This is a genomic window from uncultured Campylobacter sp., assembly GCF_937980635.1.
Taxonomy (GTDB): Bacteria; Campylobacterota; Campylobacteria; order Campylobacterales; family Campylobacteraceae; genus Campylobacter_B.
This window is the reverse complement of record NZ_CALJPG010000022.1, coordinates 70,737-93,188: the sequence shown is the minus strand read 5'-3', so window position 1 is coordinate 93,188 and position 22,452 is coordinate 70,737. Positions and strand designations below refer to the sequence as shown.

Sequence of the window (22,452 nt, the reverse complement as noted above, 5' to 3'; positions counted from 1 at the left end):
TACAATGCGAAATTTAAAGCAAAGCTCGCGCGCAAAATTTTGGCGCGGGAATTTTGCGCTAAAAATTTACGCGGAATTTCACGCCCTTGCTCGCCGATTTTGTGTCCGCAGCTTTTGCGGACGGCTTGTCTGCGGTATCTGCGTGCGATTTATCGTTTTGAAATTTTATTTTGGCTAAAATTGCGGCTTTAAATTTAAAGGCAAAAAATGAAATACGACGTTATCGTTGTGGGCGGCGGACACGCGGGCATCGAGGCAAGCTTGGCCGCCGCAAAAATGGGCGCAAAGACGCTGCTAATTACGATCTTGGCCGAGCAGATCGGCGCTGCGAGCTGTAACCCCGCAATCGGTGGCCTTGCTAAGGGGCATCTGGTAAAGGAGATCGACGCACTGGGCGGTCAGATGGGGCTTGCGGCGGATGCGTGCGGGCTGCAGTTTAGAATTTTAAACGAGAGCAAGGGTCCAGCCGTGCGCGGCTCGCGTGCTCAGATCGATATGGACGAATACCGCATCTATATGCGAAATTTGCTGCTAAACACGCAGGGGCTGGACGTGAGCCAGGAGATCGCGAGCGAAATTTTAACCTGCGAGCGAGGCGGCGCTCTGCGCATTTGCGGCGTTAAGACCCATCTTGGCAACGTTTATGAGACCGAGCGTCTGATAATCACCGCCGGCACCTTTTTAAACGGGCTAATTCATGTGGGCGAGAACAAGCTGCAAGCGGGGCGCGTGGGCGAGCTAGCGAGCGTGGAGCTAGCCGAATCGCTGCGAAGTCTGGGGCTGCAAATGGGGCGGCTAAAGACCGGCACCTGCCCAAGGATCGATGCTAAGACGATCGATTTTAGCGTGCTTGAGCGCCAAGACGGCGACGCGGATCCGCACCCTTTCAGCTTTCGCAGCAAAGATTTTGCGCCGAAGCAGCTTGCTTGCTTTATCGCTTATACGAACGAGCGCACGCACGAGATCATCCGCGAAAATTTCGCCCGCGCGCCGATGTTTACGGGACAAATTTCAAGCACGGGCCCGCGCTACTGCCCGAGCATCGAGACTAAAATTTACGAATTCCCAAATCGAGACCGCCATCACGTCTTCGTCGAGCCACAGACGCGCGAGGCTACGGAGTATTACGTAAACGGCCTCTCTACGAGCCTTCCTTACGACGTGCAGATTGCATTTTTGCGCACGATCAGAGGCTTTGAAAATGCTAAAATCGTCCGCCCGGGCTATGCAATCGAGTACGATTTTATCGATCCTACCGAGCTTAAACATAACCTCGAAACCAAAAAGATCCGCGGGCTGTTTTTGGCAGGCCAGATCAACGGCACCACCGGCTACGAGGAGGCCGCAGCGCAGGGGCTGATGGCGGGCATCAACGCCGTGCTTGATTTGCGCGGGCGGCAGCCTTTGATTTTGCGCAGAGATGAGGCGTATGTAGGGGTTTTGATCGACGATCTGGTTACCAAGGGCACGAACGAGCCCTACCGAATGTTTACTTCGCGCGCGGAATTTCGCCTGCTGCTGCGCGAGGGCAACGCCGTGCTGCGCCTAAGCGAATACGGCCGCGAGATCGGGCTTTTAGACGAGGCGAGCTACGAGAGGGCGCGTAAGCTTAAGCTCGATGTGGAAAGCGGAATGGAATTTTTGCTAAAAACGCAGATTACTCCTTCGAAACAGACGCTTAGCCTGCTGCAAAGTATCAGCGTAGAGCCAATTTCGCAAAGCTGTAGCTTGCAAAAAATCGTAGCCAAAAGCGGCTTTTCAAAGGCGGGTCTGCTCGCTCTGGCGCCGCATTTTGAGGGCTTTGGCGATGAGGTTTTGGATGAAATTTTAACGCAGTGCAAGTATCACTTCTACATCGCGATGCAGCGCGCCGAAGTTGAGAGGATGAAGGGGCTGCTTGGCGTCGCGATCCCGCCGCAGATCGATTTTAGCAAGATCGGAGGGCTTAGCAACGAGATCGTGCAGAAGCTAAACCACTTCGCGCCGCCGACGCTTTTTGCCGCGAGCGAGATCAGCGGCGTAACGCCCGCCGCGATCGATATTTTGCATATCTACATCAAACAAAATTTTGGCGATAAGCTTGGGATAAAGCGAGAATAGAATGCTAAAGTATAAAAGGCTTAATAAAGTAATTTTAAAATTTATAGTGAAAAATCTGGACGATATTTTAACATATGTTTCAGTTTGAACTAAAACTATGTTTTGATAATTACGCCAATAGTAAATTTAGATTCATTGTCAAGAATTGCTCAAAAAATACTTTTTTTACATACGGTATGTCGCCGAAATTCTTTTTTATTCACTTCCTGGTTCAAAATTATTTCTCGAACAGCATAAATTAAAGGACGCGGCCGACAACAACATTCAAGAATTAGGTTTTAGTATTGACACCTCAGGAATAAACAACATATTCATATTAAAAGACGTTATACGAGAAGAAGAAATACCTACTATTTTTGAAGAAATAGTCGAACGATATATAGACGGCATTAAATATCTAAATTGTTTTAAATTTGAGCTACTAAACTACAGATATAAAAGAGAGATCCATTGCTTTTTGCTAAAATTGATAAGAGAAAATCCGCTTAACTTATCTTGAGCTATTTATATTTACAGAGGAGATAAATCCGCCCCGAGCGAGGCGGATTAAAGATTATTTTTCGCTAGGCGGATACATCTTCCAGCTACTATCTACTTTCCAGTCTATCGGGTGGCAAGACATGCAAGTATTTAGCTTTTGCGGATGATGCACTGCGTGACATGATTGGCACTGAAGCATTTCATTGTCTCTATTATGGACACCATTATGCGGGTTAGACAAACCATAGTGCGCAGTCTTTTTCCTGATATCGTCTATCTTATGACAGCTGGTGCACTGCTCGTTTGTAAATCCTCTTTGTTTTGTTGGCATCTCAAAATCGCCCATCGCATACATCCTGACCTCGTTTAGTTGCTCTGCTATGGTTGGGACGTGGCAGTCGTGGCATGTTACATTTGCGTCGTTATGCTTTTTAGCTAACAAATTTCCTTTTGTATAGGAGTCGTACTCTGGCTGCATGTTGTGACACAAGATACAAAATTCAGCCTTGTGGCTAGCTGCTTGTACCTGGTGAAACGCTATAAAACCTATGACGGCAGCTATTATTAGCCCTATTATCGTATATTTTTTTCTATTGCTCATGCTTGTACTCCTTTTGCGTTTGCCGCAGCCTGATAGCCTGCTAAGCGTCCGTAGCATAGGCATGTTCCGTGGCTAGTGCCGGCTAAAACTACCGGATAGTCACCCAAAAAGCGTCCGCCCATGACGTTACCGCAGGCATAAAGTCCAGAAATTTCGTTATAGTCGGTATCTAGCACGTTTGCGGTACTTGGCTCAACGGTAAAGCCACCCATTACGACCAGGCTAGCGCCCACGCCCATTTTGCCGGCGTAAAACGGCGCGTGACGTACTGGAAACATCCTCTTTGCGGTCTTACCAAAGTCATCATCGTAACCTTTGTCGCATAGCTCGTTGTAGCGTTTTATAGTTGCTAAAAACTGCGTTTGTGCCTTTTGATTATTAGGGTATAGCATACCGGCAAGTTCTTCTATGCTGTTTGCTTTAAATACATCAGGCATCTCTTCAATATCTTTTACCGATATATACGATGTTTTGCCTATCGCCCACTGGCAGTCAGGTGGAAGCTTTGGATTATCTTCTACACAGTGGTTTACACTGCCGTGTGATACGCCCATGAGGCCGACTTGCTCTGGAAATTTAGAGTCAAATACCTGCCAGCCAAAGCCTCCTGGTTGGCGAGAGAGCGGCTGAGTGACTTGCTGACCGCTTAGATCTTCATTTGTAAAGCGCTCTCCCTTTGCATTTGTTAGTAAAAACGCATCAACGCCAAGCGGTCCGCCAAGCGTGTGAGCGACTGGTGCGTGCGGTCCGTCTTCTAGCTTTGCGCCTATCCATGAGCCAAGCTTATGCCCGTCTCCCGTGTTTGTCGGATTGTTTTTGTAGTCTCTGTTTGGAAACGGACAGAAGAAATTTGCCACCCACGGCACAAATGTCTTTACCATCTCAGGGTCGTTCATATAATCGCCCGTAGCAAGTATCACCGACTTAGCATTTATCTTGATATATGAGCCATCAGCCATATTTTGTGCGATTGCTCCTTGCATTTTGCCAGTTGTTTTGTCGCGAAGTAGCTTTTTCGCACGAGTTTTGAAGATATATTTTGCGCCTTGCTTTATAGATTTTTCATAAACTAGCTCCATCATCGGCTCTTGGCTAGGCAAAAATGTCATAACGGTTGGATAGCTTGGGCTATTTTCTTTGCTTGGATCGTATCCTGCCGGGAGCGGATAGTGCATGAGCATCAAATTTATCTTACTTCTATCAAGCTGCGTATCGGTCTCTTTCATAAAATGCACCGCAGGAGCAAGCTCTATCATCCAGTCAAAGTCCTCGCCGCTGTGATCTGCCCAGTAGTTCCATACGCGCTGATCGGCGCGGTATCCCATCTGTTTTAAATGCTCATTTATAGCTGCATTCTTGTCATATTTGATACCAAGCTCTCTTTGAAATTTATTGCCTAGAGTGCCGTACTGACCGCTTCTAACTTGAAAGCGACCGGCTTTTTCTAGGACGATAACCCTTGCACCTTTTTCAGTTGCAGCGCGCGCAGCGTGGAGTCCCGAAACGCCGGCACCTATGATAAGTACATCGGTTTCAAGCGTCTCTTTGATATCTTTGTCTGAAATTTGCGGCTCAGCGCCCAGCCATTTTGGCACTTCAGGGGCTTTTGCAACTTCCTTTTTTGGATGGATGAGGTGATTGTTCGGGTTATCACAGCCTGTTAGTAGCGCAGATCCAGCCACAACCGAGCCAAGCGTGAGCGCTCCGCTACGTTTTAAAAACGAGCGGCGTGATAGTTCATTTTTTTCTACCATTTTATACTCCTTGTTTCAAGTTTTATTTTAATATGTCAAAGTCATAAGAGGCTCTTAGCCAAAGCTCTTCATCCGTCGTTTTGCCGTCAGAGCCACCGTTTGTATATTTTAGCTTTCTATCCATAGTTTCGTAGATAGCAGATAGCTTTAAGCCTTTTACTGCAGGAACTTTATAGCTAACTTGCACGTCCCAGCCCTCTACATCTATCCTAGTTCCTGGCGCTTGACCATGAAGGCCGCCTGAGCGAACGTTGCTGCCGTTATGCTGCTTGCCATACCAGTAGTCAGCGTCCACTCTAAGACCCTCGGCGCCTACGTTGCTAAAGTCGTAGCCTGCGCTAAATTTATGTAAATTCATACCAGCAAAATTCATAAATAAAAACGGACCGTAGATCGGAGTAGCCGTAAATGAGCCAACGTCGTTACCTATACCTTGAAGCGACATTTGGTTTTTGCTAACGGTTGAATATGCATATCTAAGATCAAAGCCGTAAGCGTTATAAAGCCCTATCATGCCTGCGTAGTAGTTGCCGTTAAAGTCGAAATTCTCTTTTAAAGTACCGTTTGTTCTTGAGCCTTTATACATAAAGTCTATTCCAACTACCGCGTTTTCAAAAAGCGTAGGCGTTTTGTAGCCAGTAGCTGCGAAGTAGAAATTTATATCGCCTTTTGAATTGGCCGCGTCATCGTATTCAAGACCAGATACGTTTGCATAACCGGCCGTGAGCGAGACGCCGGGAAGGCCGCTATATGTCACAAATGAGTTAAAGATATTGTCAAATTTATAGCCGTAAGGCCCAAAGCCGCCGATAACAACTCTGTCTTTAAATCTTGGCGCACCATGATCGCCGCCCGTTACCGCGCTTGATCTACCGGCAAATTTCCAAAAGTCAGCTAGGCCGATAACGGTATTTATACTATCAAGCTTTATCCTAGCGCTCACGCCCTCAAATGCCTCTTTGTAGCCCACGTCCGTGTTTGTTGCCACAAGTGGCGGCACTAGGCCTGTGTATTTTGAGTTGTAGTACTGGCGACCTAGTTTAAAGTCGATATAGTCATTTTCATATCCTAAGTAGGCCTCTGAAAGTGCTACACCTTCGCTATTCCAGTCATAGGCAAAATACTCTTTTGCAGCCTTTGACGGACCGAAATTTACTAAGCCCTGAGCCGTAAGACCAAGCTTAAAGCCATAGTAAGAGCCAGTTAAAAACCTAAGCTCAGCACCTAGGCCGCCGATGTGCTCACGAATTTTATTTGTTCTGCTAGCTGGCGGGAAGTACTCTGTCGAGTCCATATCGTAGTATGAAAATACTGTCGCACCCATAGTGCTTGTTTGTAAAGCCTCCGCCAAGCTATCGCTAGCGCTAGCGCTGGACGCCATAGCCATAAACGCAGCCAAACTAAGAGCAAATTTACTCTTGCCGATCGTCAAAAAACATGTTTTCACTATAACCTCCTTTAAATTTTTACACCATCATCTTTGGATTTATGAGCGAAATTATAACATGTAGGCCTATCAAAAACGGTAAGATTTTGGTAACATTAACTAAAAAATATTTTTTAGTTTTAAATTTTAAATTTGATATAATAGCTACTATGATAGAAATTTTGCTTATAGAAGACGATCTTGAACTGGCCGAGCTTTTAAAATTTGCATTGGCAAAAAGCGAGATTGGCGTAACCATAGTCACAAATCCGGTTGAAGGACTTAAAATTCTAGACGCAAAAAATGCTTTTGACGCATTGGTGCTTGATCTTGGCTTGCCCGACATGGACGGCCTTGAAGTGTGCAAGCACGTAAGACACAGCTATCCATCGTTACCTATCATCATATCGTCGGCCCGCAGCGAAACGCTAGATAAGATAAAGGGCTTTGAGCTTGGGGCGGATGACTATATGGCAAAGCCGTACGAACCCATAGAGCTTGCATTTAGGCTAAGAGCGATACTCCGTCGAGGGATACAAACCAGCAACGACTCCAAAACCTTTTGCGTCGATAAACAAAGGCGTATCGTCATAAAAAACAAAGAGGAGATAGCGCTAACGAAAGCGGAATTTGACATCTTTATCTACCTTTATGAAAAAGAGGGGTTGGTCGTGCCAAGGGAAGATATTTTGATAAATTTGGGTCAGGCGAAATTTCAAAGCGGACTAAAAAGCATCGATGTTGCCATAGGGCGCTTGCGTCAAAAAATAGGAGACGATCCTAAAAATCCGCGATTCATTCACCCCGTGCGCGGTATAGGGTATAAATTTATCAATGCGTAATATATCCATAATCAAATTAATATCATTTTTCTTTTTTGTCGCTCTAGTTATAGTAAATTCGGCGTTTTTCATCGAATCCAAGAGGCAAATAAAGGATGCGGAGTATTTTACTTTTCAGCGCTTTATGTTAGGTATGCGTATACGCGGGCAAGAAGATGGCAATATAACCAAGCAGCTAGCGCAAATCGGACTTAAAAATAGTGATCTCGATCCAAATGAGATCAGGCAAAATGGTGAGAAAATTTTTAGCGATTCGTATGCCGATATGATAAGATACAACAAAAAGCTCTACTTTGTACCTAGATTTTCTTCTATTGATCCTAAAATGTTTTCGCGCATTATGGATGCGGCAGGGCTTGATCTATCAAGCAAAGATGACATTGCGAAAAACGATGTGCCTTTAGAAAATTTAGAAGAAATTTCTTTGCATAACATTTGGATACTTTGGCTTATAGTAAATATCGTAATGGCTGCATTTTTCATAGTCGTCTTAAAAAAATTGCTGAGACTCAGAAATTTAAAAAATATGATAAGAAGGGCGGGAGAAGAAGACAAATTTAGACTGATAAAAGTAGAAGCAAATGATGAAATAGGCCAAATCGCTAGCGAATTTAATACGACGATGCAAAAAATAGATGCGATAAAAGAGGCTAGAGCGCTATTTTTACGTAACATCTTGCACGAATTTCGCAACCCGATAATGAAAGGGCGAATCATGGCGGACATGATAGCCGAAATTTTACAAGACGATAAGGTCAAAGATAGGTTAAAACAAATTTTTATACGGCTTGAGATGATACTGGGCGAAGTCGTCAAGGTAGAAAAACTAGTATCCAATGAGTGGGAGCTTAAGAAAAACAAGCACCGAGTTATAGACATCGTCGATCACTCGGTAGATATGCTTTTACTAAAAGACACGAGCCGCATAGAAGTGCGAGCGGATGCGGAAATAAGTGCGGTTGAGGTTGATTTTGAGCTTTATGCAACCGGAATTAAAAATTTAATCGATAACGCCTTAAAATACTCTAGCGGCAAAGTCCTTGTAAATATAGATAAAAACGCCGTCTGCATAAGTAGCGCAGGAGATGAGCTTGAACCGGAAAGACTTGATTTTGAAAGAGCTTTTAACAGGAAATTCGAGACCTCAAATTCTGGACTTGGCCTTGGGCTTTATATCGCAAACCAAATTTTTATAAAACACGGCCACACCTTAAAATACAAGTACGAAGACGGTAAAAATATTTTTCTAATATGTTTCATAAACACTTGATCTAAAAATAACTTGTTTATTAATACTTATAAATTATTTTAAGCTCGTTATTTGTGCTGATTAATTCATTTATAAAGCCTAACAAATCTGTTATTAATAGTACAATGGCGCCTCTGTGATATCCGCCATATTTTTTTGGTTTACGATAATTCCGAGATTTTTTAGATATTTAGTCACTCCGCAGAAGCCACAATAAGGTAGCTGAAGAAGAATTCACACACGCACGCTAAAATTTAACGGCTCTTTCGTCGTGTAGAAAAGATAAAATTTTAGTAGAGTACGGTATGGGGGCGTCTAAATTTAAACGTGATCGTTTTGGTTGATGCGCGGCTTTAAATTTTATACGGCTTGTTAAGACTGTGGCGATGAGTAATTTTAAAATTTTAATTTTGGCGTGGGTAAAATTTAACGACAGCGCGTTCTGTCGTCGAGGTATAATGTATGGGTATCTGGCGGTATATCGACGTAGTGGAGATTGGCAAGTGTTGCATATAAACGAAGCGAATTAAAATAAGAATGCGGATGAAATTATCGCTATGTGATACATATAAATAGCAGCATGCCCCGTAAACGATGTGATTCGCGATAAAATTTTGCGTAAATTAAGGCGAAATTTAGCCGACGAAATGAGAACGGATTTAAAATTTAACCGTTTTTTCAAGCGAATTTTGCCACAATTGCGCTCAAATTTCATTGGGGCGAAAGATGAAAAAATATACCAAACAAATCCTCGCGATGCTCGCGCTAAACGCGATCTACAGCGGCTCTGGGATCTTGATTTTAAGCTTTATTAATAAATATCTACTTGACGGCGCCGAAAGAGGCGGCAGGATCATCGCGCTATTTTTCGCGCTCTTGGCGCTATTTCTGCTGCTTTCGGTGCTAAGCCGTATCATGCTTTGCAAGATGGAAAACGACTTCGTATTCGATCTGCGCACCAAGATCATCAAGCAGATCATCGATACGAAGTTCGAGCGCATCGAGGCTGCGTCGAAGGCAAACCTGCTTGCGTCCCTTTCTAGCGATATTTCGCGCCTGACCGAGGGCTTTATGCGCATCTCCGAGCTCATTCAAGGCGCGATGATAGTGCTATTTTGCAGCATCTACGTGCTGTACATCGCGCCTATGATGTTTGCGTTTTTATTCGTCTGGATCGGCGCGCTGATGATTTTTAATCGCTTTTTGATGAAAAAGGTCATGCAAAATTACGATCTGTACCGCCAAAACGAGGACGTTTTGTATAAAAACTACGCCGCGGCGATCGAGGGGCACAAGGAGCTGTCGCTAAGCCTAGCCAAAGCAAAAAGCCTATACGAAAACGACTTTTTGCCCAATGCGCAAAATTTACGCCAAAGCTCGCTGCGAGCCGAGGTCTACGGCGCGTTTGCGAGTAATTTTATGAACGTAATGATGCTAGGCGCCGTAGGCTTTGTGCTTTATTTCGGGCTTAGCGGCGGCAAAGCAGAGCTTGCAAACGCCGTAACGATCGCGCTTACGGTGCTTTTTTTGCGTGCGCCTTTGATGATGCTCATATTCTCGCTTCCTAGCGTGCTGCGCGCCAAGATCGCCTACGCAAAGATCAATGAGCTGGGCTTAGATCCATTCGTGCAGGGCTTTGATCTTGCTCAAATGCAGCCGTGGCGCAGCTTGGAGCTTAAAGACGTGGGCTTTTCGTATCCAGACGGGAAATTCGGCATCAAAGGGGTAAGCTTGCAGCTAAATGCGGGCGAGACGGTGTTTTTAATCGGCGAAAACGGCAGCGGAAAATCGACGCTTTTTATGATTTTAGCGGGTCTTTATACGCCGCAAGCGGGCGAAATTTTAGCCGACGGCGCGGCCCTCAAACCCTCTGATCTGCGCGCCTACAGCAATAACATAAGCGCTGTTTTCAGCGATTTTTATCTCTTCGACTACGCTACGGGTGATGCGGAGATCGCGCGCGAGTGGTTGGCGCTTACGCACCTGCAGGATAAGGTTGAGCTAAAGGGGGCTAAATTTAGCACCACGAGCCTATCTAGCGGGCAGTGCAAGCGTTTGGCGCTCGTAAGCGTGCTGATGGACGGGCGAAAATTTTTGATGCTCGATGAGTTTGCGGCCGATCTCGATCCGCAGTTTCGCGCGGAGTTTTACGAGCGGATTTTGCCGGAGCTGAAATCGCGCGGATACACGATCTTTGCGATCTCGCACGATGATAAATACTTCGGCGCCGCAGATAAAATTTATAAGATGCAAAGAGGCGAAATTTCGCGCATAAAGTAAAGCGGCGAAATTTTAAAATTCTGCGCAAAATTTCGCGATGGAATTTGACATCTAGATGAAATTCCGCCGTAGAATTTCGCCGCGAAATTTTACGATTGAAATTTAAGTGGTAAGGCGAAATTCGCTTAAAATTTTACAGCGCAAATTCCGCTTCAAGCCCCTATGCTAAAGTTTGCAGTAGATAGAATTTTGCCTCTTTGGCGCAAATTGCAAAAATTTAACCGAAATTTACTAAATTTTGATTATACTGCACACACAATTTAAAAAGAAAGGATAGGAATGAAAAAAGTTCTTATTGCATGTGCTGCGGTTGCGGCGTTTAGTTCGAGTGTATTCGCCGCTGACGGCGCTACTTTATATAAAAAATGCGTGGCCTGTCATGGAGCTAACGCCGAGAAGCCTTATCTTGGCGGCAAAGTACCTGCGCTAAACACCCTAAGCAAGGAAGATATCATCGCTAGCCTAAAAGGCTACAAAGACGGCACTCTAGGCGAGGGCAAGGGAAAATTTGGCATGATGGGCGTTATGAAAGGTCAAGCAGCTTCGCTTAACGATGAATCGATCGAAGCGCTAGCCGATTTCATCGTTTCTAAAAAATAATTTCAAACTTCATTCGGCGGGCTTCGCGCTCGCCGAACTTCGCTTAATTTAAAATTTCAAAATTCTACGCTAATATCACGTAAAAATTCCAAAGGCTCATAATGTTTAACGGACTGATCAGAGAGATCGCGCAGGTTGCGAGCTTTAGCGGCGATTTGCTGCGACTGCGCGCGAAATACCGCCCCGCGCTCGGAGATAGCGTCGCGGTAAACGGCGCGTGCCTGAGCGTGACGCGGCTTTTTGCAGACGGATTTACGGTGCAGCTTTCGAGTGAAACGGCGCGCGTCATCGCCGCACAAAACTTGCGCGGCCCGGTGCATATCGAGCCAGCGATGCGGCTAGGCGAGCGCATAGACGGGCATTTGATCCAAGGGCACGTCGATGCCGTGGGCGAAATTTATAAAATTTCAAAGCTCGCAAGCGGAGTCGATTTTTTTATCCGCGCACCGCTGCACATAGCGCCGCTACTAGCGCCGAAGGGCTCGGTGGCGATCGACGGCGTGAGTTTAACGATAAACGAAGTGCTTGAAATCGGCGGCTCGCACGGGCGAAATTTTAAAGACCAATGTCTTGACGGCGAAAATTTTACTCATAAAGAGCCGCGCGGCGCAAATTTTAACGGCGCAAGCTTGCGCGGGCTAAATTATAGCGGCTCGAATTCCGTTCGCGATCCGAACTCCTTGGGCGCAAATTTAAAGAGTAAAGCGCAAAGCTGCGCCATTCGCCTTACGATCATCCCGCTCACGCTTAAAGATACGCTCTTTGGGAGCTACAAAATTGGGCGCCGCGTAAATATCGAAACTGATCTGCTCGCGCGATACGTCGCGGCGCAGCTAGGCTTTGCCGGCGGACAGCCCGTCTGCGGTATGGACACGGTGCGCGATGAGAGCGCCGAGGGCGAAAAAGAGGGGCTTTCGTGGGACGCAGTAGATAAAATTTTGAGCCTGTATTAAGCGGCGCATGATGGGCAAAATCGAAATTTGCAGAGAAAATCTTGAGTTTGTATTGGACGGATGCGGCGTGTTGGCGGGCTTTAGCACGCGGCTTGGCGGCGTAAGCGGCGGAGCATACGCGAGCTTAAATTTAGGAGATCACGTAGGCGACGATCCGCAAAACGTCGCGCAAAACCGCGAAATTTTAGCTGCCGCACTCGGTATCGCGCCGCGAAATTTAAAATTTATGCGTCAGATCCACTCAAACAAAGTTGAAATTTTACGCGCAGGTGGCGTTGAAATCCCGCCCTGCGACGGGCTCGTGACCGATCTGCGCGGCGTGGCGCTGTGCGTGCTGGTAGCGGACTGCTCGCCCGTGCTGATCGCGGACGAGCGGCGCGGAGTGGTCGCTGCGGTGCATGCGGGGCGCGCAGGCGTAATCCAGCGGATCTGCACCAATGCGATAAATTTGATGAACGAGCGCTTCGGCTGCGTCGCTGCGGAGCTGAAAGTATTCGTGGGCGCGAATATCAAGGCGCGAAACTACGAACTCGGCGGGCTTGATCTGGGCGAGTTTGAGCGCTACAAAACGCAGGGGCATTTCGATATGAACGCCGCGCTGCGCGACGAGCTCGCAGCTGCGGGGGTGCGAAACGTTAAATTTGATCCGCGCTGTACCTTCGAGAGCGAGCGGCATTTTTCATACCGAAAAGACGGCGCTACCGGGCGCTTCTGCGGCTTTGTGATGAATAAAATTTAATCAATTTAGAGTTGTGGATCAAAAACAAAAAATTCCGAAATATTTACCTCCAAAACATCTGCTATTTTTATCAAATGCTCAATATTGAAATGTTTTTTATTGATATGAAGTTCAGCCATTGAGATCGTTCCTACGGCTTTGTGTCCGATGGCAAGGGCGAGCGAAAGCTGCGAAACGCCTTTTACCGTTCTGATGCGCTTGACATTATCGCCGATAGCCTTGTAAATAGCGTCCATCTTCTCATCGGTTATCGTGCAATCCTTCAAATACGCCTACCTATAATTAAACTAACCATAAGTATATTTGGATTATAATCCGCTATCAACTAACTATAGTTAGAAATTTTAAAATTTGGATGCAAATTATGGAAAATATAAAAATTTTAAAAGAGATATTAGAAACCAAAAAGATACTACTAATCCCATCATATGTTCAAATTGCTTTCGAAAAGATCATGCATGAATTTAATATCAAATCAGATGCTGAAGAATTTATTTATGAGCAATTATGTCCTATGTATCATAGTGATGATCGTATATCGTTAAGATTTTGCGAGGATAGCGGAATTTCAAAGGATAAATATCAAGTACCGCTTATGACATATGATACTGTTGCGGGTGATATATTGCTTGATATGCAGATGAATTTACGACAAAATTTTATTACTACAATGTGTATAAGAACATCAACCGATGGGGAATGTATGCTGACGTTGGCAGATACCCCTTTGACGGTGCAGTTTTTTTCATACGCCATAATCGCAGCCATAATGAAAATATATAGAATTGGCGATTATGATCGTATTATATCTGATTTTCCAAATTTCTAATAGTCATTTTTTATTAGGAGTATTTTATGGAAGTTATCATATTTTTTATAATTTTAACTGCAATAGGCTGGGCAACTAGTGATGATATAAAAACCAATAATAGAAATGATACTAGTAGCAGCATAGACATAGATAAAGAGAATACAGATGTTACAATGAAAATGTCTAATACATATATGGACTTTGAAAGATTTTTAAAAAACAAAGGTAAAGCCAAAAATATTTTTATAGAATTTTTAGATGAATTCTATGGTTTTAAACTTGGCAAAGTTGGAATTTCAAATTTTGTTATTGATGTGCTTTTGCGTGGGTCTAAAAAACAATTTCATAATTTTTCCGATGTCTGCGCTTTTTTCGAATCGCAATGGCAAGTAAGATTGAAATATGACTATAACGATACGGATATAGCCTATATATACTATTTCATCGATATCGCATTTAAAATTTGCGGAATTCTAAATGGTGAAATTGACAACGAAGTTAAGGTATGCGTAATTAGAAACTATTCTGAGAATGATGGATTTGTATCAGCTTTGCTTTATATGACATACGGACGACAAATTTCAACAATTTTAACTTGCGTAAATCAACTTAGCATATTCGCTACAGTCTATAGTATCAATATTATTAATGGTGCAGATAAAACAAAAACTCGTGAATTTATAGTGAATGAATTTGAAAATTTCTTGCCAAGGTTGATGTATTAAGCGCTAAAAATAAACGATAGAATTTTTTATTGATTTTTAAAATTGTTAGACCTTTTTTGTATACTATCAAAAAATTACGAAATTTCAATATAAGGATGCCTTGATGAAATAATAAACTTTACATCATTATATTACTCTCGATCTCTCATCTTTATATAATCAAGCTTATTTTAATAAAGATTTAAATATAATCCCAGCTTCAATTCACACACACCAATCCTAAAATTTGGTTGCGTTTGTCAAAAACAAATGTTAACGGGTGTGGAGGAGAAACCTAAATTTCGGGGCAACCCACAAGGAGAAAACTCATGGTAACAATGAGAGATTTGCTAGAGTGCGGCGTTCATTTCGGACACCAAACACGCAGATGGAATCCGAAGATGAAAAAATTCATTTTCGGCGAGAGAAAAGGTATCTATATCATAGATCTACAAAAAACTATCCGCTACTTTCGCTACACTTATAATATCGTGCGCGACGCGGCTGCCGAGGGCAAGACGATACTTTTCGTAGGCACCAAAAAACAAGCCGGCGCGACGCTAAAAGAGTACGCCGAAAAATGCGGCATGCCTTATGTGAGCCACAGATGGCTAGGCGGCATGCTGACGAATTTTTCCACTATCAAGCAATCGATCCGCAAGCTCGAAGTAATCGAGACTATGGAAGAGGACGGCTCGATAAATTTACTAACTAAAAAAGAGGCGCTAATGCTTCGCCGCAAAAAAGAGAAGCTCGAGCTTTATCTAGGCGGCATTCGCAATATGAAGGGCCTTCCCGATATGATCTTCGTCATCGACGTTGTAAAAGAAAAGATCGCCGTAGCGGAAGCTAACCGCCTAAAAATGCCGGTTATCGCGCCTTTGGATACGAACTGCGATCCGGATGTAGTCGATTTCCCAATACCCGGCAACGACGATGCGATCCGCTCGGTTCAGCTTTTCTGCCAAGAGATGGCTGAGGCGATCAACGAGGGCAAGGCGCTTCGCGATCAAGATGCGAGCGAGGACGGCGAGCAGAGCGAAGCCGTCAGCGACGAAGAGAAAGAGGAAGTCGTAGCCGAGGCGATGAGCGAAGAGGATTTTGACGTAAGCGAGGACGAAGAGTAATGGAAATCAGCGCGCAAATGGTAAAAGAGCTCCGCGAAAGCACCGGAGCGGGGATGATGGATTGCAAAAAGGCTTTGGTTGAAACAGATGGCGATATGGATAAGGCCGTCGATCTGCTTCGCGAAAAGGGCCTTGGAAAGGCTGCTAAAAAAGCCGACCGTCTAGCTAGCGAGGGTCTAGTGAGTGTCGAAGTGGGAGCGGATCACAAGATCGCCACCATAAGCGAGATAAATTCCGAAACCGACTTCGTAGCTAAAAATCAAAATTTTATAAATTTAGTTAAAAATACTACTCTACATATCCAAAGCAAGGGCATTAGCAGCATTAATGAGCTAAATTCCAGCGTCATTAACGGCGTTAAATTTGACGAGCACCTAAAGAGTCAGATCGCTACGATCGGCGAAAATTTGGTCGTTAGAAGATTTGAGACGATTAAAGCGGGCGCAAACGGCGTGGTAAACGGCTACCTGCACTCAAACGGCCGTGTAGGCGTCATCATCGCAGCAGCTTGCGACAGCGAGCGGACTGCGGAGGGTGCGAAGGAGCTTATAAAAAATCTCTGCATGCACGCAGCCGCGATGAAACCGCAGGTCATCAGCTATAAAGAGCTTGACCCAGATTTTATCGAAAAAGAATTCTTGGCTCTTAAAGGCGAGTTTGAGAAGGAAAACGAGGAGTTTGTGCGTTTAGGTAAGCCGCTTCATAAGATCCCGCAGTTTGGCTCGCGCGCGCATCTAAGCGATGAAATTTTAGCCAAAGAGATCGAAGCTTTAAAAGATGAACTTCGCAAGCAAAATAAACCTGAAAAAATTTGGGATAAAATTTTGCCGGGTCAGATCGATCGCTTCATCGCCGATAACACTCAAATCGATCAGCGACTCACGCTGCTAGGGCAATTTTACGTCATGGACGATAAGAAAACCGTCGAGCAGGTGATTGACGAAGAAGCTAAAAAACTAGGCGGCAAGATCGAGATCGTAAAATACGTCCGCTTCGAAGTGGGCGAGGGTCTAGAGAAAAAGAGCGAAGACTTCGCTGCCGAAGTAGCGGCTCAAATCGGCTAAATATGGAACTTCTAAAGGGCGTAAATCTTACTCACGCGTATGATTATACGCTCTTTGAAAATGTAAGCTTAAGCGTTGGGGAGAGCGAGAGCATCGCTATTTTGGGCGTTAGCGGCTGCGGCAAATCGACCCTGCTTCATATTTTATGCACGCTTTTAAAACCGAACTCGGGTGAGGTGATCTACGGCGGGCGCAGTATTTACGAGCTAAGCTCCGATGAGAGACTTAAAATCCGCCGCAACGACTTCGGCATAATATTTCAATCCCACTACCTTTTTAAGGGCTTTTCCTCTGGCGAAAATATCGAACTCGCCGCCAAACTTACGAATAATGCGATAGATGATGAAATTTTAAAAAAGCTTAAAATCGAACATACTTTAAAGCAAGGCGTGGGCGAACTTAGCGGCGGACAGCAGCAGCGCGTGAGTATTGCTCGCATACTTTGCAAAAAGCCGCGCATAATCTTTGCCGACGAGCCGACCGGAAATTTAGATAAGGATACCGCTGGCGAGGTCATGGGCGTGATTTTTGATTACGTAAAATTCAGCCGTGGCGCGCTCGTGCTCGTGACCCACGATGAGAATTTAGCGCAAAAATGCTGCAAAGTTTATCGCCTAAATAACCGAAATTTAGCGCAAATATAAGCAATTAATAACCAAAAATATCTTACAATAGCCCAAATTCTTTCTAAAAGGTCATAAATGAAAATTCTACTTGACAATCACAATGAGCAGGTTGCAAGTGTCGTAAATATTTGCTGCGAGCGCATCGGTGCGGACCTAGTAGCATATAGTGCGGACGAGAGTGAATATGATTTGACGATAAAAAATTATGAAGATGGCGATGATATTTCAAAATTTGATCTTAATAAAACGCTGTTTCTGACGCCTAAGAATGTTTCGGCGCCAGGAGCGCGATACACCCTTACTAAGCCTTTTTCGCCGCTTGAGCTCATCACGTTTATCAGCGAGTTTTCGGTTCAAAATATGAGTGTGCAGGCGAAAGAAAAAATGGCGAAAGAATTTGCTGATGCAAGCTCTGTGATGAAAGAGATCGATGCGATTGATCAGGCAAATTCCGCTTCGGGCAGTAATTTTGAAGAGCTTGTGGATAGTTTTTATGACTCTGGCAAGGATATACCGCTTTCACAGCTGGCAAGCGACATAGCGCCCGAGATTGCAGATGATGTGCCGCTTTCGCAGTTGGTAGGCGATATGCCGCGCACGGACGAGATCGCAGATGATATTCCGCTCTCGCAGCTTGCAGATGAAGCGGCTCTTGCGGACACCATCGCCGATGATACGCCGCTTAGTGCAGTCGCAGAAAAGATTGCGGATAATATCGCAGACGATATGCCTCTAAACTTAGCTGCTAGCGATATTCCTGAGGATATGCCGCTAAATAGTATCAGCACAAGCGAGCCCGCTGAAAATAATCACACACTCCAGGGCGAAATTTCGCTCGCAAAAGATGACGCTCCGATAGCTCTAGCAGCGCTAGATGATGAAAATCCTAAGAATTTTAAAACAGATAAATCACAGACAGAAGATGAAATTCCCGCCACACGGGCAAGCGAAACTTTACCGCTTGCGCAGCAAGACGAGTCGCAAAGAGCTGGCAGCTCTAATGAAACTGCTGTTGAAAAAAAGGCAGACGTTGCGCCTAATCTAGAGGAAACGAAAGGTCCTGCGGACGTTACGCTTAAACAGCATGAATCAGACGGCTCATTTGCCTATAAAACAGAGGAAAAAAAATCTGCCTCGCAAGTAGTGCAAGATGCAGCTGGCATGCCTGTTAACAGTGGATTTGATATGGATTTTTCCAGGCTTTTCGATAGTGCTGGCATGCCCGTGGAGGAGTTTGGCGGATATGATAATTTTGCTGCGGCTGCGTTTGCTTCTGATGAAAAAGAGGATAAAAGATCTGCGCATGATAAAAATAAAGCGGCTGTAAATTCTCAAAAAACGCAAATTTCGTCTCAATACGAGGTCGCTTCAGATACGCCGATTGCGTTAGCGGGTGCGGGCGATATACCTCGCGAAAATCTTTATAACGCCGTTCCGTTTCAAAGTATGGAATTTACTGGCGGACTTGCACAGAATACGCCTATGTCTGCTCATAATGAAGCGGGGGATTCAATTAGCGCCAATTTTGCGGCTTCCGCGAATTTCGTAGCTTCTGCAAATTCCACTCCTGCGCCGAATTTTTCGGAGCTAAACTTGCCGCACATATTAGATGCCTCAGATTTACCGAAGCAAAGCGAGCAAGCCAATAGCGTTGCCGGCGGGTTTGCGGACGGATTTTTACGCGCTATGGAGGGCGATTTTGCAAACTCGTTTGCCGCAAACTCTGCGGATAGCGAGCAATTTAAATCCGGCAAGCCCGCAAAGAGCGCCGCGCAGCAGATAAAATTTAATGCTTCAAAGCCTATATCAAAGCCTTCGGAGCGCGCAGAATTTAAAGCGCATAAATTCGGTGCGTCCGAGCAGGTAAATGAGATGAAATTTGGCGCACAAGCTATGCCGAATGAGCTTGCCGCTTCGGCTGCGGCGGAGTTTGCCAGCCTTATGGCAAGCGAGTTAGAGCCCAGCGCCAAAAGCGAGCCGCTGCGTAACGAGCACGGTAAAAAACCGAGCGCCGAGGAGCTGAAAACCAAACTGCGCGATGATCTGGAAGCGGGCATCGCAAGTACAATCGAGAGATTCGCGGGTAGCAAGGACGCCAAAGACGCGCTGAAAGACTTTAAGATCAATATCGACATATCGTTTGGAGATAGATAGTGAAAGGCAAAATTTTGCTCGTCTCCGGTCCCAGCGGCAGCGGCAAAAGCACGCTTATAAAGCGTCTTATCACAGAATTTGGCGAGCAGATATACTTCTCGATCTCCTCTACGACGCGCGAAATGCGTGCGGGTGAAGCGGACGGCGTGAATTATCATTTCATAAGCGAGAGCGAGTTTCGCGCAGGCATCGAGCGCGGAGAGTTTTTAGAGTGGGCATTGGTCCACGGCAAATACTACGGTACTTCGCTAAAAGCCGCTACGAGCGAGCTTGAGCGGGGTAAGATCGTGATTTTTGACATCGATGTGCAAGGATATGAGATCGTGCGCAGTAAAGTGCCTAAAAGCGAGCTTACTAGCGTATTTATTACTACGCCGAGCTTGTCGGAGCTTAGAGATAGGTTACGCGCTCGCGGCGATAATGATCCTGCCGATATTGCTTTACGCCTGCAAAACGCGCAAGAGGAGATGGAGCGCCTAGGCGAGTATGATTATTTCATAATAAACGACCGCCTGGAAGCGGCGTATGAAAATTTAAGATCAATCTATAAAACTATCAAATTAGAAACGGCGAGCCGCGACATAGGCAAACTAATCGAAATTTGGAAAATTTAAAGGAGAAAAAATGGGCGTAAGTGTTCAACAATTGCTAATTATCTTAGCGATCATCGTGTTACTTTTCGGAGCTAAAAAGATCCCTGAGCTCGCAAAGGGCGTGGGCAAGGGCATTAAGACCTTCAAAAAAGAGATGGAAGAGGACGACGAGCCGCAAAAGGTCGAGAAAAAGATGGAGCAAGAGGTTAAAGACGCCGAAATCAGCGATACTAAAAAGGCGTAAAGGATTTGAAAAATTTAGTCTTAAATGAAATTTTTAAAATTTTATCTCGCAAAGTCGTTTTAGAAAGACCCAAAGATAAAAGTTTGGCTCATTACGCCTCGCCCGAGGCTTTTGCGCTGGCTAAGGAGCTGCGAAAGGCGCCTAAGCTCATCGCTGAGGAGCTTGCGGCTAAATTTAAAGATAGCGAAATTCTAAGCGCTACGGCGGTGAACGGCTATCTAAATTTTCATCTAAAACCCGCCGTGTTGGGCGCTCTTGCTGAAAACGCCCTTAGACTGGGCGGCAATTTTGCGAAAAACGACGCCGAGCTTGGACGTGGAATTTTACCAGCTTCAAAAAAGATTTGCGCGAGTGAGCCTGCTAGCAAAGGTTGCGCTGCAAATCTAGCTGCGAGCGGCAATGACACCGCTAAATCGCAGAATTCCGCCGCTAGGCAAAATTTTATTTCGCAGAATTCCGAAGAGGCGTCAAATTCCATCGCAGCATCAAATTGCGATGAGGCGCGGAATTCCGCCGCTATGCCGCAAAAAATTTTGCTTGAATACATCAGCGCTAATCCTACAGGCCCGCTTCATATCGGGCACGTGCGCGGCGCCGTTTACGGCGATACGTTCGCACGTATCGGAGGCTATCTGGGGCACCGCGTCGATACCGAGTATTACATCAACGACGCGGGCAATCAGATCGAGCTTTTGGGCACTTCGATCGCGCTTCGTGCGCGCGAGCTAGCGGGCGAGGACGTGAGCTACCCCGAGAAATACTACCGCGGCGAGTATATCGACGAGATCATCCCTCTTGCGCGCGCCCAATTCGGCGATGAAATTTTCCGCGACGAATCGCGCGTTTTGATCCTTGCGGAGTTTGCTAAAGACGAGGTGCTAAAGATCATCCAAAAAGATCTCGCGGACGCCGGCATTCATATCCAAAACTGGGCTAGCGAAAAGAGCCTCTATGGCGAGCTTGAGCCTACGATTAAGAAGCTTGAGCGTAGCGGCAAGATGTATGAGCAGGAGGGCAAAATTTGGATCCGCTCATCGCAGCTCGGCGACGAAAAAGATCGCGTCGTCATCCGCGAGGATGCGCGCCCGACCTATCTTGCGGGCGACATCGTCTATCACAACAACAAATTTGAGCGCGGATATGAGCGCTGCATCAACATCTGGGGAGCCGATCATCACGGCTACATCGCGCGCCTAAAGGCCGCCGTGCATTTTCTGGGCTACGACGAAAGCAGGCTTGAGATCATCCTAATGCAGATGGTAAATTTGCTCAAAGACGGGCAGACCTACAAGATGAGCAAGCGCGCGGGCAACGCGATTTTGATGAGTGACGTGCTCGCCGCGATCGGTAGGGACGCGATGCGATTTATCTTCATCAGCAAAAAGGGCGAGACGCCGCTTGAGTTCGACGTGGACGAGCTCGCGCGCGAGGACAGCAGTAACCCGATCTTTTACATCAACTACGCCCACGCGCGGGTCAATCAAATTTTTACCAAAGCGGGCAAGCGCGAGGCGGACGTCCTAGGTGCGGACTTTGGCACGCTGGATGAAGCGGGGCTCGGCCTAGCTTTTGCGGCGCTTGGCTTGAATGAAATTTTAAACGACGCTTTTAACTCTCGCGGCTTGCAGAAGCTGCCCGATTTCCTAAAGGCGCTCGCGGCGGACTTTCATAAATACTATAACGAAAACCGCGTCGTAGGCAGCGAGAACGAGGATGCGAAGCTCAAGCTGTTTGCGCTCGTGGCGCTTAGTATCCGCACGGCGTTTGCCCTGATGGGCCTAAACGCGAAAGAGAAAATGTAGCCGCACAGGCTACATTCGCGCCGATAGCCTAAATCTCACGAACGAAATTTACTTAAAATTTTATCGCTACTAAATTTTAAAGCTAGTTCTAAATTTACGGCTCGTAAAATTTCAATTTTAGAATTTTGCGGACGGTTTCGCGGTATTGTTACTGCGTCGTTCGTAAAATTTAAAATTCGGCTGCAAATTTACCGCTTGCGGAATTTCAAAATTTTAAAATTTTACGGCGTAGAGGTTCGAAGTAAAATTTTAAAACAAGGCTTGAGGTACTAAAATTTTTGTGTAGATTAAATTTCATGTGAC

At 45.6% G+C, this 22,452-nt stretch carries 20 protein-coding genes and 1 pseudogene; 17 read left to right on the top strand and 4 right to left on the bottom strand.

Annotation, left to right across the window (positions count from 1 at the left end; translation table 11 throughout):
- The first annotated feature begins 207 nt into the window (after positions 1-207).
- A complete protein-coding gene (gene mnmG, locus Q0460_RS06105) occupies positions 208-2,100 on the top strand; it encodes a tRNA uridine-5-carboxymethylaminomethyl(34) synthesis enzyme MnmG (RefSeq protein ID WP_299085914.1) in 1,893 nt (630 codons plus the stop codon).
- A 553-nt stretch (positions 2,101-2,653) separates the two neighbouring features.
- Here the strand turns inward: mnmG and Q0460_RS06100 are convergent.
- Genes Q0460_RS06100 through Q0460_RS06090 form a run of 3 tightly spaced genes read right to left on the bottom strand, consistent with a single transcriptional unit; the run spans position 2,654 to position 6,382 of the window.
- Positions 2,654-3,238, bottom strand: a complete 585-nt coding sequence (locus tag Q0460_RS06100; RefSeq protein WP_299085912.1) for a cytochrome c3 family protein — start codon at positions 3,236-3,238, stop codon at positions 2,654-2,656.
- Positions 3,178-4,935: an FAD-dependent oxidoreductase gene (locus tag Q0460_RS06095; RefSeq protein WP_299085909.1), complete on the bottom strand. Its 1,758-nt coding sequence runs from the start codon at positions 4,933-4,935 to the stop codon at positions 3,178-3,180. The genes Q0460_RS06100 and Q0460_RS06095 overlap by 61 nt, the downstream gene beginning before the upstream one ends.
- 22 nt (positions 4,936-4,957) lie before the next feature.
- Positions 4,958-6,382 (bottom strand): metalloid reductase RarA, encoded by a 1,425-nt coding sequence (locus Q0460_RS06090; RefSeq protein ID WP_299085907.1) that lies wholly within the window; start codon positions 6,380-6,382, stop codon positions 4,958-4,960.
- Positions 6,383-6,531: 149 nt separating this feature from the next.
- Between Q0460_RS06090 and Q0460_RS06085 the strand changes: the two genes are divergently transcribed.
- The 6 genes from Q0460_RS06085 (at position 6,532) to Q0460_RS06060 (ending at position 13,024) form a co-directional block, all read left to right on the top strand.
- Positions 6,532-7,203, top strand: coding sequence for a response regulator transcription factor (locus Q0460_RS06085; protein ID WP_366111315.1), 672 nt, complete (start codon positions 6,532-6,534; stop codon positions 7,201-7,203).
- Complete coding sequence (locus tag Q0460_RS06080) at positions 7,196-8,473, top strand: ArsS family sensor histidine kinase (protein WP_299085905.1); 1,278 nt, start codon at positions 7,196-7,198, stop codon at positions 8,471-8,473. Before Q0460_RS06085 ends, Q0460_RS06080 begins: the two co-directional genes overlap by 8 nt.
- A gap of 705 nt (positions 8,474-9,178) precedes the next feature.
- A complete protein-coding gene (locus tag Q0460_RS06075) occupies positions 9,179-10,732 on the top strand; it encodes an ATP-binding cassette domain-containing protein (protein ID WP_299085902.1) in 1,554 nt (517 codons plus the stop codon).
- A 279-nt stretch (positions 10,733-11,011) separates the two neighbouring features.
- Complete coding sequence (locus tag Q0460_RS06070; RefSeq protein WP_297896608.1) at positions 11,012-11,332, top strand: c-type cytochrome; 321 nt, start codon at positions 11,012-11,014, stop codon at positions 11,330-11,332.
- A 101-nt stretch (positions 11,333-11,433) separates the two neighbouring features.
- Positions 11,434-12,285, top strand: coding sequence for a riboflavin synthase (locus Q0460_RS06065; protein ID WP_299085901.1), 852 nt, complete (start codon positions 11,434-11,436; stop codon positions 12,283-12,285).
- A 10-nt stretch (positions 12,286-12,295) separates the two neighbouring features.
- Positions 12,296-13,024, top strand: a complete 729-nt coding sequence (locus Q0460_RS06060) for a polyphenol oxidase family protein (RefSeq protein ID WP_299085899.1) — start codon at positions 12,296-12,298, stop codon at positions 13,022-13,024.
- 5 nt (positions 13,025-13,029) lie between these two features.
- On the opposite strand, the gene Q0460_RS06055 is transcribed toward Q0460_RS06060, so the two are convergent.
- A complete protein-coding gene (locus tag Q0460_RS06055; RefSeq protein WP_299085897.1) occupies positions 13,030-13,290 on the bottom strand; it encodes a helix-turn-helix domain-containing protein in 261 nt (86 codons plus the stop codon).
- Positions 13,291-13,388: 98 nt separating this feature from the next.
- On the opposite strand from Q0460_RS06055, the gene Q0460_RS06050 reads away from it, so the two are divergent.
- The 10 genes and pseudogenes from Q0460_RS06050 to argS all read left to right on the top strand — a co-directional run bounded on the left by Q0460_RS06050 (position 13,389) and on the right by argS (position 22,149).
- On the top strand, positions 13,389-13,853 hold the full coding sequence (locus tag Q0460_RS06050) for a hypothetical protein (protein ID WP_299085895.1): 465 nt from the start codon (positions 13,389-13,391) through the stop codon (positions 13,851-13,853).
- A 26-nt stretch (positions 13,854-13,879) separates the two neighbouring features.
- Complete coding sequence (locus tag Q0460_RS06045; protein WP_295151555.1) at positions 13,880-14,560, top strand: hypothetical protein; 681 nt, start codon at positions 13,880-13,882, stop codon at positions 14,558-14,560.
- A 308-nt stretch (positions 14,561-14,868) separates the two neighbouring features.
- Entirely contained in the window at positions 14,869-15,666 is a 798-nt protein-coding gene (gene rpsB, locus Q0460_RS06040; RefSeq protein WP_297896475.1) for a 30S ribosomal protein S2, read from the top strand.
- Positions 15,666-16,730 carry a translation elongation factor Ts gene (gene tsf, locus Q0460_RS06035; RefSeq protein WP_299085892.1) on the top strand — a complete coding sequence of 355 codons (1,065 nt, stop codon included), beginning with the start codon at positions 15,666-15,668 and terminating at the stop codon, positions 16,728-16,730. Before rpsB ends, tsf begins: the two co-directional genes overlap by 1 nt.
- 2 nt (positions 16,731-16,732) lie before the next feature.
- Positions 16,733-17,374: an ABC transporter ATP-binding protein gene (locus Q0460_RS06030; RefSeq protein ID WP_299085890.1), complete on the top strand. Its 642-nt coding sequence runs from the start codon at positions 16,733-16,735 to the stop codon at positions 17,372-17,374.
- Positions 17,375-17,431: 57 nt separating this feature from the next.
- Positions 17,432-19,510 (top strand): hypothetical protein, encoded by a 2,079-nt coding sequence (locus tag Q0460_RS06025; RefSeq protein ID WP_299085888.1) that lies wholly within the window; start codon positions 17,432-17,434, stop codon positions 19,508-19,510.
- Positions 19,510-20,124 carry a guanylate kinase gene (gene gmk, locus Q0460_RS06020; RefSeq protein ID WP_299085886.1) on the top strand — a complete coding sequence of 205 codons (615 nt, stop codon included), beginning with the start codon at positions 19,510-19,512 and terminating at the stop codon, positions 20,122-20,124. Before Q0460_RS06025 ends, gmk begins: the two co-directional genes overlap by 1 nt.
- A 10-nt stretch (positions 20,125-20,134) precedes the next feature.
- Complete coding sequence (locus Q0460_RS06015) at positions 20,135-20,347, top strand: twin-arginine translocase TatA/TatE family subunit (protein WP_295151567.1); 213 nt, start codon at positions 20,135-20,137, stop codon at positions 20,345-20,347.
- Positions 20,348-20,352: 5 nt separating this feature from the next.
- Positions 20,353-20,568: pseudogene (locus Q0460_RS10635) on the top strand (arginine--tRNA ligase); the annotation flags it as partial.
- A 297-nt stretch (positions 20,569-20,865) separates the two neighbouring features.
- The gene (argS, locus tag Q0460_RS06010) at positions 20,866-22,149 is read left to right on the top strand and encodes an arginine--tRNA ligase (RefSeq protein WP_367178671.1); all 1,284 of its coding nucleotides are present in this window, start codon (positions 20,866-20,868) and stop codon (positions 22,147-22,149) included.
- Positions 22,150-22,452: the final 303 nt, after the last annotated feature.